Origin of the sequence: Planktothrix serta PCC 8927 (assembly GCF_900010725.2) — a bacterium.
Lineage (GTDB): Bacteria > Cyanobacteriota > Cyanobacteriia > Cyanobacteriales > Microcoleaceae > Planktothrix > Planktothrix serta.
Window position 1 is genome coordinate 283,839 of the sequence record NZ_LR734869.1, and the last position, 13,255, is coordinate 297,093.

8 protein-coding genes are annotated in these 13,255 nt (G+C 40.0%); 5 read left to right on the forward strand and 3 right to left on the reverse strand.

The features are described from left to right. The first annotated feature begins 21 nt into the window (after window positions 1-21). On the forward strand, window positions 22-1,497 hold the full coding sequence (gene glgA, locus PL8927_RS12180; RefSeq protein WP_083621715.1) for a glycogen synthase GlgA: 1,476 nt from the start codon (window positions 22-24) through the stop codon (window positions 1,495-1,497). 223 nt (window positions 1,498-1,720) lie between these two features. On the opposite strand, the gene cbiE is transcribed toward glgA, so the two are convergent. Together cbiE and PL8927_RS12190 are read right to left on the reverse strand one after the other, a co-directional pair. After that, a complete protein-coding gene (gene cbiE / locus PL8927_RS12185; RefSeq protein ID WP_331281818.1) occupies window positions 1,721-3,016 on the reverse strand; it encodes a precorrin-6y C5,15-methyltransferase (decarboxylating) subunit CbiE in 1,296 nt (431 codons plus the stop codon). A 216-nt stretch (window positions 3,017-3,232) separates the two neighbouring features. Next, window positions 3,233-4,012 (reverse strand): DUF1868 domain-containing protein, encoded by a 780-nt coding sequence (locus PL8927_RS12190; protein WP_083621719.1) that lies wholly within the window; start codon window positions 4,010-4,012, stop codon window positions 3,233-3,235. Between the two features lie 34 nt (window positions 4,013-4,046). Here PL8927_RS12190 and holA point away from each other — a divergent pair, with 34 nt between their 5' ends. The 4 genes from holA to PL8927_RS12210 all read left to right on the forward strand — a co-directional run bounded on the left by holA (window position 4,047) and on the right by PL8927_RS12210 (window position 11,442). Beyond that, window positions 4,047-5,045 (forward strand): DNA polymerase III subunit delta, encoded by a 999-nt coding sequence (gene holA, locus PL8927_RS12195; RefSeq protein WP_083621722.1) that lies wholly within the window; start codon window positions 4,047-4,049, stop codon window positions 5,043-5,045. A 110-nt stretch (window positions 5,046-5,155) separates the two neighbouring features. Further along, the gene (locus PL8927_RS12200; protein ID WP_083621724.1) at window positions 5,156-6,172 is read left to right on the forward strand and encodes a hypothetical protein; all 1,017 of its coding nucleotides are present in this window, start codon (window positions 5,156-5,158) and stop codon (window positions 6,170-6,172) included. Window positions 6,173-6,513: 341 nt separating this feature from the next. Further along, complete coding sequence (locus PL8927_RS12205; protein WP_083621727.1) at window positions 6,514-10,575, forward strand: diguanylate cyclase domain-containing protein; 4,062 nt, start codon at window positions 6,514-6,516, stop codon at window positions 10,573-10,575. Between the two features lie 114 nt (window positions 10,576-10,689). Next, the gene (locus PL8927_RS12210; protein WP_083621730.1) at window positions 10,690-11,442 is read left to right on the forward strand and encodes an HAD family hydrolase; all 753 of its coding nucleotides are present in this window, start codon (window positions 10,690-10,692) and stop codon (window positions 11,440-11,442) included. A 25-nt stretch (window positions 11,443-11,467) separates the two neighbouring features. Here the strand turns inward: PL8927_RS12210 and PL8927_RS12215 are convergent, their stop codons facing one another. After that, window positions 11,468-13,231, reverse strand: a complete 1,764-nt coding sequence (locus PL8927_RS12215; RefSeq protein ID WP_083621733.1) for a mechanosensitive ion channel family protein — start codon at window positions 13,229-13,231, stop codon at window positions 11,468-11,470. Window positions 13,232-13,255: the final 24 nt, after the last annotated feature.

Here is a 13,255-nt window from a genome sequence, read left to right on the forward strand (position 1 = left end):
GGTTTGGAGTGAGGAAACAGGATGTACATCGTACAAATTGCCTCTGAATGCGCCCCAGTCATCAAGGCGGGAGGCTTAGGCGATGTTGTGTACGGACTCAGTAGGGAATTAGAACTGCGGGGTCATACCATTGAGATTATATTGCCTAAATACGACTGCATGAGGTATGACCAAATTTGGGGACTTCATGAAGCCTATCAAGACTTATATGTTCCCTGGTTTGATGGTGCCATTCACTGCACGGTTTTTTGTGGTTGGGTTCATGGACAGTTGTGTTTTTTTATTGAACCTCACTCCGAAGATCATTTCTTTGACCGAGGTTGTTATTATGGTTGCGTCGATGATTATCTGCGATTTGCCTTTTTTAGTAAAGCCGCATTAGAGTTTTTACTTAAATCTGGAAAACGTCCTGATATTCTCCATTGTCATGATTGGCAAACGGGTTTAGCTCCAGTTATGTTGTATGAAATGTACAAATATCAGGGTATGGAAAATATCCGAGTTTGTTATACCATTCATAATTTTAAACATCAAGGAATTGCCGGAACAAATATCCTTTGGGCTACGGGATTAAACCGAGAATCCTACTATTTTGAATATGACCGTTTACGCGATAATTTCAACCCCTTTGGCTTAAATTTTATGAAAGGGGGAATTGTTTACTCTAACTTTGTCACAACCGTCTCTCCTAACCATGCTTGGGAAGCCCATTATGGTGAATTTGGTTATGGTTTAGGACACACCCTAGAACTACATCAACATAAATTTGGTGGGGTATTAAATGGGATTGATTATAAGGTTTGGAACCCTGAAGTTGATCGATTTATTCCTGAACAATATACCCCCGAAACTTTAGAAGGAAAAGAAAAGAATAAAAAAGCTTTACGCGAACGGTTATGGTTAAGCCATGAAGATAAACCTCTTGTTTGTTATATTGGTCGCTTAGATGATCAAAAAGGGGTGCATCTGGTTCATCATGCCATTTATTATGCGCTGCATCGACAAGCTCAATTTGTGTTATTAGGTTCGGCAACGGAACCGGGTATTAACTCTTGGTTTTGGCATGAAAAGAACTTTTTAAATGATAACCCGGATTGTCATTTAGAACTAGGGTTTAATGAGGAATTATCCCATTTAATTTATGCGGCGGCGGATATTATTGTGGTTCCCAGTAATTATGAACCCTGTGGTTTAACTCAAATGATTGGGTTAAAATACGGTGCTGTTCCAGTTGTTCGAGGGGTTGGCGGGTTAGTTAATACCGTTTTTGATCGGGATTATGATCAATATCATACTCCAGAAGAACGCAATGGTTATGTTTTCAATCAAACCGATGAGCCAGCCTTAGAATCGGCAATGGATCGAGCAATTGGGTTATGGAATTATTATCCTGATGAATTTGAAAAATTGAGAATTCAAGGCATGAGTTATGACTATTCTTGGAAGCAACCGGGAACGGATTATTTAGCTATTTACGAGTTCATTCGGCACAAGTAATATTCCTTCAGAAATCGGGTTTTGATCACCGTTAAAACTCGATTTATTGATGGGTTTCTATGATAACAGGTGGTGCTGGCTTGTTTACAAGGGTCAAGCCTTGAATGTTACCACGAAGGCACAAAGACACGGAAGTTGTTGTCAACATTAACCTGTTCAATGCTATATCAATAACTGTTATAAACCCTGTGGGATCATGGTGCGTGCGCGGAGCTTACGCACCCTACGCGAATAGGCTATGGTGAGAAATCGTTAAAAGGGTGACGGGGTTGAGGGGAGAAAAACGGGTTAAATTAGCAATGGGAACGGAACGAGATAATTGTACATTTAAAATGCGGTAAGTCCAACTGTGTTCGATTCGTTTTCGTTGTTCTAACCAGTTTAAGGCTGTGTTTAAATGTTCAAGGGTTGCTAACGCTAGAACAATCACACCGCCTGGAGATAAACGAATACTACAAATCCCTAATATTTCGCTTAAATTCTTTCCACTTCCCCCAATAAAAATACGATGAGGGGAACGTAAATGATGTAAAATATCGGGTGCTTCTCCGTGAATTGAAACTACATTATTGACTTGAAATCGTTGGCGATTTTGTTCAATTAAGGTGGTTCCGGCTGCTGTTTTTTCAATCGAATAAACGGTAGAATCAGGGAAAAGCCTAGCAATTTCTATGGAAACTGAACCTGTTCCGGCTCCAATATCCCAGATCGTTTGTTTAGGTTGTAAAGCGAGTTCTCCTAATACTAAAGTCCTGACTTCTCGCTTGGTCATGAGTCCGGGGCGATCGCTATAACTTAAAAACAGTTGATCCTGAATCCCAAAAGTCGGAATTTTAGATAAATCTAAGGGTTCTATTCCTGATCGAGATTGACGTAATAAAATAACAATATTTAAGCTAGAAAATTCTTGATTTTTTAACGATTCTATATCCCAGAGTTGGACTCGTTCATCGTTTCCTCCTAAATTTTCACACACCCAAAATTGATAATAACTGGGTAAATCTAAACTATTGATTAATTGAGCGATCGCCTGGGGATTATGAATATTATCCGTTAAAATCGCAATTTTTTCTATTCCTTGTTGTAAAGCTTGAATTAATGTTTCCATCGAACGACCATGAGCACTCAGAATTTCTGCATCTTGCCAAGGTATTTTAATGCGATTAAAGGCTAATTGAATTGAGCTTACATGGGGATGAAAGGTTAATTTTTCTGGGGGAAATTCTGCGACTAATAAACGACCCAGACCAAAGAATAAAGGATCACCCGATACTAAAATCACAATATAATTATCAAGAGATTGTTTGTTTTCAATTTCCCATCGGATTAATTGTTGGCGAATTTCAATAATAGTTTCGGTTAAATCTCCTAAGACTAACCGCGATGCAGAATGTTCAGGAAAATAGCTTAAATGGCGATCGCTCCCAACTAATACTGTCGCTCCTGCAATTAAGTTAAGAACAGACTCACTCAGTCCCGATGCACCGTCTAACCCAATTCCAATAACATGAATCATTATCGAATTTCAAATTAATAATTAATGTACAATCCTAATATCCTATTTGTCCCTATTATTCAGAGGATTTACACCAAAAACCAAAGAAACCGGGTTTCTGGCTCAGATTTTACGGATGAAATCCAGATTTTTTTGAATTTCTATAAACATTGGCTCTCAAGTATGGTTTGTTATTGGTTGACAGTTAACGGTTAACCATCAACCAACAACGCTTAAGGTCTAAAATTTAAAAACAGGCCAGTCTGGTTCTCGGTAATAGCGAGTCATATCGTCAAACTTGCGGAGTTCTGCTCGGTTAACCGAAATTTCTTGAGTTGAATCTAACCATTGTTGATTGAAAGAAGAGAGAATATTACAAAAATGTCCCCGATCTAAATTTTCAGGAATTGTTCCAAAATAACCTAATGTGATGTGAGCCGTTAAATAATATTGTTGATCGACACCTAACGGAATTAAACTGGGATTTTGATAGATAGCACGCCGGAATTCAGTTGTTTTTTGATAGGACTCTTGATCACGGGGAACCAGACAAACAGAGATCGCCCTTGGCATTAACATAAAACCAAAAATTTGCCAACGAATTCCATGAGGAATAGGTGTTGACTGAAAACTTTGAAAAGATTGGGCGATCGTTTGATGTAAGTTAGAAGCAAAATTTGGATCTTGACTCGCATCTCGATAAGCTCCATCCCAGATCAAATCAGCCAAGGTAAAATGTAAGCTATCCCCAGGAATCGGAATCAAGAAATTGGGATCAAACTTTTCACTGAGTTGATGTTGACAAGTTCGGAGATTTTTATAAAATTCTCCATTATCCCCATCTTCTTCCGCCGGAGGGGTAATAATGCTATAACCCGGAAAAGGCACAGCTTGGCGTTTACCCTGGGAGTCAGGCTTAAACTTTGGGGACTCCTGAATATACTCAAGCTGAGAGTGATAAGATTCTGGCAGCGTTAATCGCGCTACCCGATTCACATAAACTTGATAAGTATCGTCCAATTTTAATCGCCTCTTTTGATAAATTTAAGTTATTATGCCTATCTACCTGTACTGGGGAGACGATGACTTTGCTTTAATGCAAGCGGTTGAACGATTGCGTGAGTCTGTCCTTGATCCCAGTTGGGCTAGTTTTAATTTTGACAGAATTCTGTCCGATCAACCAAATTCTGTAATTGCGGGACTTAATCAAGCCATGACCCCTCCTTTTGGGTTTGGTGGACGCTTCGTTTGGTTAGCGGATACTTCCCTAATGCAGCAATGTCCAACGGATGTTTATCAAGAGTTAGAACGGACACTTTCGGTGATCCCTGATACGACAACGTTACTTCTAACGGGTTCCAATAAACCTGACGGTCGCCTGAAGTCCACTACATTACTCAAAAAATATATTGACAAATCTAAAGGCGAATTGCGAGAATTTTCTCGAATTAAACCTTGGGAAACCGATAAATTAGAACATCAAGTGCGAACCCTAGCCACTGAATGCGGGGTCAAACTCACCCAGAATGGGATCACCCTATTAGCGGAGTTAGTGGGAAATGATACCCGACAACTATATAACGAATTGGAAAAACTCAAGCTGTTTACAGGAAATACTCATCAACCCTTAAGTGTTGAGCAAATTTCCTTATTGGTTCAGTCCAATACTCAAAATAGCTTAAAACTGGCCCTTTGTATTAAAGCGGGACAAACGAGCGCGGCGTTAGAGTTAATTACAGATTTACTCACCCATAATGAACCAGGACTCAAAATTGTCGCCACCTTAGTCAGTCAATTTCGCACCTGGTTATGGATTAAATTAATGATGGAAACCGGGGTCAGGGATAAACAGGAAATTGCTAAAACCGCCGAAATTGGCAACCCTAACCGCGTCTTTTTCCTGCAAAAAGAAGTACAAACTCTCACCCTCAAACAACTCCAACACAGCTTACCCCTATTACTTCAGCTAGAAGCTAATCTCAAACGAGGTGCAGAAGAACTCTCAACCCTACAAACTCATATCATTGAATTGTGTCGTCTCTTTCAAAGATAATGTTGTCTGTTGTCTGTTGTTTGTTGTCTGTTGTTTGTTAAGCTGTTCTGTGTTCCCTGGTATAGTATCATTGAAATGCTTGAACCGTTACCCCCAAAAGAGGTTTAGCTATGTCAGCACAAGACCAAAGCCGACGGGAACTTGCTAAAAGCGGTGATCCAAAAGCGATCGCAGACGCAATTAATCACTCGCTGAAAGCCAAAGGAATCAATGCCGATGTCATGCGGGATAACGGCTGTCTCCATGTGATGTTGGAGGGGGATCAAGTTCCTAACCATCAAAAAGACTTAGTGAACTTCGTCCGTAATGGGATGGATCGCCTCGGCGTTGAAACAATTTACACCATTAGAGTGTATGGACGTCAGTTTGGAGATGATTTACCCCTTTGGGAAGAAGAAATTGTTCTGAGAACCCCGCCGGAGCCCGCCGTTAATCAGATCAATAATGTCTATTTGGATGAATCTTCTGTTCCCCTTGTGGATGAGGATGAGGACGACGAGAACGAAGACGAAGACGAAGACGAGGACTACAATATTGATGACGAAATTATCGATGATGACTACATAGTCGATGAGGATGAGTACCTGCCTCCTAGGAATAATAATGTAGCGCCGCCCTACAATCCTGAAGAGGATGATGATCCCGATGATGGCATAGACGAAACCACTCGACAGGTTGAACCTGAAAAGGCAAAAAGCAAGGTTTTGCTATTTATCTTGTTAGGAGGTTTAGCCCTTGTCGCCATCTTAGCGGGATTACATTTAACTGGAATATTCCGTTTACCCTTCCTTCCGGGCGGTTCTTCCTCCTCTCCAGAGTCCGCACCTTCTGGCACGACCTCCACTCCTCCAGCGTCCGGTTCCCCTCAACCTGCTGCATCTCCAGCCGCTAGTTCTGATCCGTTTAAAGATGGGGTAAGAACTGCCACCAATGCAGCAAACTTAGCACAAACAGCTAAAACAAAAGCGGAATGGACAAAAGTAGCCGCGACATGGGGACAAGCGAGTGCATTGATGAAGAAAGTTCCTCAATCTCATCCGCAATTTGCAATTGCTCAAGATAGAGTCGTTCTGTACGCAACAAATCAAAAGGTGACACAACAAAAAGCTGCTGCTGCTCCCAATTAAAATACAGTTCAACGGTCAACTGTTAACTGTATTTTAATTCAGAATAAAATTAAAATCTCTGCTTAAACTCAACTGGATAAATCGGTTGATGGGGTTGGGTGATGCGTTTTTTCAACGCCGATATGATTAGCCCCTGGAATCCGAGCCTCTGTGATCCAGGGACAAAGTGGCCATAAAGCTTGATCCGTGTATCGTTTAACCCTTGAACAATTATAAATTTTTGAGCAGCAATTGTAAATTTTTGATAAAGCGGATACCCCTTTTCATCAAGTTTTAAATGAAATCGATCCCAGGGAAGGTGATGTAGTTAATAATACGGATATTAGTCTTTTGCTATTATCATGCTCTTTGGTCGTCTATTGGCATCTAAAACTGGCTTAGAGCAAGCCCTAAATCAAATTATGGCAATTACGCAACAAATTCACCAACCGCTTGAGTTCGGTGAAATTTTAGACGTGACAGTCACAGGAATTAGGGAAATATTGAGGTGCGATCGGGCTGTGATCTATCGTTTTTTACCAGAGGGCGATGGTGTCGTAGCAGAAGAATCCGTCAGTCCCGAATCCACTCCGATTATCGGACAACTGATTTACGATCCCTGTTTTCAAGCCAAATGGGTTGACCTCTATCGTCAAGGACGGATTAGTTCGATCGAAGATGTAGAGACTAAGCTTCTTGAACCTTGTTACAAACAACTTTTACAACGATTACAAATCTCTGCCAATCTGGTTGTCCCGATTTTACTCCCCACACCTCCATCAAATCAAGCGCCCCCAACCTTACCTGAGCTTTGGGGTTTAGTTATTGTCCATCAATGCCGCAGTCCCCGAAAATGGCAAACCCTAGAAATTCAATTTCTGCAACAAGTCGCTCTACAATTGGCAATTGCGATTCAATACAGACAACTAAATCAACCCCCACAAGAATTTTATCAACAGAAGCAACAAATCACAGAACAACAAACCCAAAGGTGCGAATGTTCCCATCCCGTTAATAATGGATATCTGACAGAATACTCTATTGATTCTGTATCAATAGCAGATTTAAAAGGATGGGATCGACTTCAAACCCCAATCTGGATTTTTGATATTGAGAATTTACAAATGTGGTGGGCAAATAATGCCGCCCTTCATATCTGGAATGCTCCTAATCGAGAGGAATTACTTCAACGAAATTTTAAGGATATTTCCGAAGCAACTCGCATTCGTTTAAACGCTTATTTACAACAATTTCAACACCAAGAAACCATTACCGAAACCTGGACATTTTACCCCGAAGGTCAACCGATTTCAGTTCGTTGTACTTGTTCTGGAATTTTGATTGAAACGGGTAGAATGGCGATGTTAGTAGAAGGAATTACAGAGGTAGCCCATCAAAACACCCCTGAAATTCTGCGATCAATAGAAGTCCTCCATCATACGACGGTGATGATTTCTTTATACACCCTGGATGGGGTTCCCTTAATGCAAAATCCCGCCGCCATGCGTTGTTATGGGGATACCCTATATCCAAATCTGGCTGAGGATAATGTCTTTGTCCGCCACTTTGTTGATCCTAATATTGGAGAAACTGCCATCGTTACCGCCCAATCTGGGGCAGTTTTTAGCATTGAAACTCAAGTTTATACTTTAGATGGGATTCGTTGCCATTGGTTAGATGTGCGTTGTACCCGTGATCCGGTAACGGGTCATCCCATGTTACTTGTGAATGAAAAAGATATTACCCAACAACAAGCTGCTATAATTGAACGTCAGGGTGTCGAACAAGAATTACGCTGGAAAGAAGCGTTATTACGCTCAATGACAGATACATCTAACTTGGCTTTTTTTGTTGTTGATAATCGCACGGATAATATTCTCTATTTTAATCATCGTTTTTGTGAAATTTGGGGAATTGAACACTTAGAAAGTCAGATGTTAGAAGGGGTTTTAAAAAATAATGATATTATTCCCGATTGTATTCCTTTAATTGCTGATGTTCCGGCTTTCGCTGAGTCTTGTAAACCTTTACAAAATGAAGAAAATCGAGCGATTATTGAAGATGAAATCGCCTTCAATGATAGCCGCACGATTCGCCGTTTTTCCAGTCAAATTCGAGATAATAGCGATCGCTATTTTGGACGATTATATATTTTTGAGGATATTAGCGATCGCATTGCGGCTCAAAAAGCTTTAAAAATTAGTGAAGACCGTTGGCAATATGCCTTAGAAGGTAATGGAGATGGGGTATGGGATTGGCAACCTCAAACCAATCAAGTATTTTTCTCCCGACGGTGGAAAGAAATGTTGGGATTTGCAGAAAATGAAATTGGCAATACCTTAGAAGAATGGAAAAACCGGGTTCATCCTGATGATATTGAGATGGTTTTTCGCAATATTAAACAACATTTTCAAGGAGAAACAAAACAATACATCACTGAACATCAAGTTTTATGCAAAGACGGAACTTATAAATGGATTCTGGATCGGGGTCAAGTTCTCAGCCGGAGCCCGGAAGGTCTTCCCCTCCGCATGATTGGAACCCATACCGATATTACAGAACGTAAAGCGATGGAGGAAACCCTGCGAGAACGGGACACCCGCCTATCCTTAGCCTTAGAAGCATCTCGCATGGGAACCTGGGACTGGAATATTCTGACGAACGAGATTCTCTACTCCGATCAATTGCGACTCATGTTTGGCTTGTCTGGCCCTTATGATCGCAGCTATCAAGCCTTTTTAGACATTGTACATCCAGAGGATCGAGAGTTGGTGAATCAGTCTGTGCGTTGTGCGTTGTCAGAAACCACACATTATAATGTCGAGTTTCGGGTTATTTTGCTGGAAGGGGCCGTTCATTGGGTCAGTAACAAAGGACAGGTTTACTATAACGAATCCGGCCAAGCCATCCGTATGATCGGCGTAGCGATGGATATTACGGCTCAGAAACAGGCGGAAATTAACCTGCGGGAAAGCGAAGAACGCTATCGGTCTGTGATTGCAGCCATGTGTGAAGGTATTGTACTCCAGCAAGCTGACGGTCAGATCGCCGCCTGTAATCAAAGTGCAGAACGGATTTTAGGGTTAAGTTCTGATCAGATGAGGGGCCGCACTTCTATTGACCCACGCTGGAGGGCGATTCAAAATGATGGTTCGGATTTCCCTGGAGAAAACCATCCCGCTATGGTGACGTTACGCACCGGAAAACCGCAATATAACGTGATTATGGGAGTTCATAAACCCGATGGAGATTTGACTTGGATTTCGATTAATTCCCAACCTTTATTTCATCCCGATCAGCCTCAACCCTATGCTGTTGTTACCTCTTTTTCAGATATTACGGTTCGTAAACAAGCTGAAGAAAGTTTGAAACAACAGGCTGAACGGGAACGGATGATTTATGGTATCACCCAACGGATTCGTCAGTCTTTGGATTTAGATGAAATTCTACAAACGACCGTCGCCGAAGTTCGTCAGTTCTTACAAACAGATCGGGTGATCATTTATCGGTTTAATCCAGATTGGAGTGGAGTGGTGGTTAAGGAGTCTGTGAGTGCGGGGACAAAATCAATTTTGAATCGGGAAATTACAGATAGCTATTTTGTGGAAAATCAAGGAAAATCCTATGAGCAAAATACAATTAAAGTGACTCCCGATATCTATACCCCAGAGATTAGCGCTTGTCATTTGGAGTTATTAGAAAAGTTACAAGTTCGAGCAAAATTAGTGGTTCCGATTTTACAAACTCAGGGTTTATGGGGGTTATTAGTTGCCCATCATTGCAGTGAGCCGAGGGAATGGCATCCCTTAGAAAGTGAACTTTTGAAGCAATTGGCGACTCAATTAGCGATCGCCATTCAGCAATCGGAACTGCATCACCAATTGCAACTGGCTAACCAACAATTACAAAACTTAGCGATGGTGGATAAACTCACCCAAATTGCCAACCGTCGTTGTTTTGATGATATTTTAAATCAAGAATGGTATCGTTTAATCCGAGAACAACGTCCCCTTTCTTTACTGCTTGGTGATATTGATTATTTTAAACAATATAATGATACCTACGGACATTCTCAAGGAGATATCTGTTTACAACAGGTGGCTCAAGCTTTGCAAAAAGGGGTTCAACGTTCTACTGATTTAGTTGCCCGTTATGGGGGGGAAGAATTTGTTATAATTTTACCCTATACGGATCAAGAAGGTGCTTTGCAAGTGGCTGATAAAATTCAAGAAGTCCTTCAACAGTTTAACCTGCCTCATCGCGCTTCTGCTGTTGCTGACCGGGTAACAATAAGTATTGGCATTTGTACCCTGATTCCCACTTTAAAACGGGTTCCTTTGGATTTAATTAATGCCGCAGATGAAGCACTTTATCAAGCCAAAACCCAAGGACGAAATCGAGCCGTTAGTAGTATTATAGATTAATCTAGTTATTGATCTCTTAATTAATTCTATTCACATCCCGTAGGGTGCGTAAGCCTAGCGCACGCACCAACTCTTTTAACAAAAATAACCAGAAAAAACATCATATTTAAAATTATGAAAAAACTACAAGCTTTAATTTTTGATGTCGATGGAACCTTAGCGGATACCGAACGAGATGGTCATCGGATAGCCTTTAATCAAGCATTTTCTGAGGTAGGTATTCCTTGGAATTGGTCAATTGATTTATATGGTCAATTATTAGCCATTGGCGGCGGAAAAGAGCGAATTCGTTATTATATTGAACAATATGAACCAGATTTTTTATTAACGGAAAATTTAGATAATTTAATTGCAGATTTGCATCAGTTAAAAAATCAATATTATCGAAAATTATTAGATCAAGGTTTAATTCCCTTGCGTCCTGGGGTACAACGGTTAATTCAAGAAGCAAGAGAAAAGGAAATCAGGTTAGCGATCGCAACAACCAGCGCCTTACCGAATGTTTTAGCCTTATTAGAAAATACAGCCATTCATCCTGACTGGTTTGAAATAATTGCGGCTGGGGATATTGTACCCGCTAAAAAACCCGCTCCAGATATTTATTTTTATGTATTAGAAAAATTAGGATTAAATTCGTCGGATTGTTTAGTATTTGAAGACTCCCATCATGGATTTTTAGCCTCTAAACAAGTTGAATTAAAAACAATAATTACTGTCAACGATTATACCAAAAATCAAGACTTTACCGAAGCTTTATTAGTTATTAATCATCTAGGTGAACCCGATCAACCGTTTACAGTATTAGCGGGGGATATTCCTGAAAAAGGTTATTTAGATTTAGCCTTAATTCAGGAATTTCAGGATTAAATTCAAAGGATATTAATCCCTGAGTTTAGTGATTAATAATTTGCCGACTCAGCAATTGAGAAACTTCTGGGAGAAATACAGTTTGTTCAAATTTACCAAATTTAATTCCTTGTTGATCAAAAGCGAGTTTTAATCGACGACGATATTCACAAGCGATTTTCCACTGGGCACCAGGACTGGTTTTAATTCGGATTTCTAATTCAACTCCCGTATCGAGAAGATCACTCACACCACTTGACATAACGGGGGTTAAAATTGACTTTTTCCAGTCGGGCTCCTGGGACATTTGCTCAATTACTTTTTTCATCACATCTAATGCTAAATCAACATTTGACTGATAAGTAATAGTTGTTTTAAAATCAATTCTTGCCCATTCTTTCGTTTGATTATGGACAATATTAATGCTTCCATTCGTAAGTGTTGTTAACCGTCCTTCTTTCCCTCGAACTTGAGTAATGCGTAAGTTCATATATTCTACATAGCCAGATGTTTCACCCACGGTAATATAATCTCCTACAGCATACTGATCTTCTAACAGAATAAAAATTCCATTCAAGACATCTCGAATCAAATTTTGAGACCCAAAGGAAAGAGCTATCCCAATAATCCCAACACCCGCCACAACTGGAGCAATAGGAATTTCTAGACTATCTAAAGCGACAATCAAACCTAGAATAATCCAGATAACTTTGCTAACTCCTTTTAAAACAACACTATAAGTTACAAAGCGTAATTCTTGTCGATTAAGCTCCATAGGGTTAAGGTTATAGTGATCTTGAATTGATTGTAAGAAAGCATCAATTGTTAAGGTACTGATGCGAATTGCAAACATCACAAACAGGAAAATGATTAACAGAAAAAATGGATCGTGACTCAACCAAATAGAAAATAATCGAGTCTGAGGAAAAAATTGAGTCATTTTCCAGACAGCCAACACCCAAATCAAAAGTTGAACCAGTTTTAAAACAAGACGTTGATATTGATTTTTACTGAGTTTTTTATCCCAACGTTTCTGTTGTTCAGTAGCTTCATGAATTTGCACCTGATTATTGAGATCAGTCGGGTCACTATGGGGGCTATTTTCTGCTAAATTAAATTCCGGTTTTTGCTGCGTGAGAATCAATTTTTGTTGAGATAACCGTTTTTGAAGTAGATAAACTCCAAAACTCAATAGACTGGAGAGTAAAATTACACCCAATACCCATAAACTCGCTTGATATAAATAGGCAGGTTGGCGTTGTTCATAGCCTTTTAGTAACGCTTTCTTGATCAGGATTGTTAATTTTTTAGCCCAGATATCAAGGGAATAACCATTGAATTCCGCATCAATCGGCGTAACGGTCATAATTGCTCGTTCTCGAAGTTCATCCTGATCGGAGGCAAAAATGACGAAGTTTTCTTTTTCTTTTTTTACCGTTAGGGTCAATGTATTGGGTTCAAAACCTTTAGCAAATAATCCACCATACAGTTGATTATTTAAAATTGCATCTAACTCATTTTCAATCAATTTTGCTCGTTGTTTAATGGAAATATTGTCCCCTTTTTTATCAATTTCAAGGGGAATATTGGATGCCACTCGAAACAGTTCCTCTCCATCAATCTGTACGGGTGCAGAAATCATATTTCCCACCCGAATTACGGAAGTTACCGGGTTAATATCACTGGGTAAGGCTTCTCCTGCTAGAGTTTGGGGGATACTCGCATTCAAGCTGACTGCGAATAGAGCAATTGTCAATGCTAATATCAGTTGATGGAAGTGACGAAGGCGCAATACAAAGGTTCTGGACATAGGTACAATCGATGAAAAATTCGG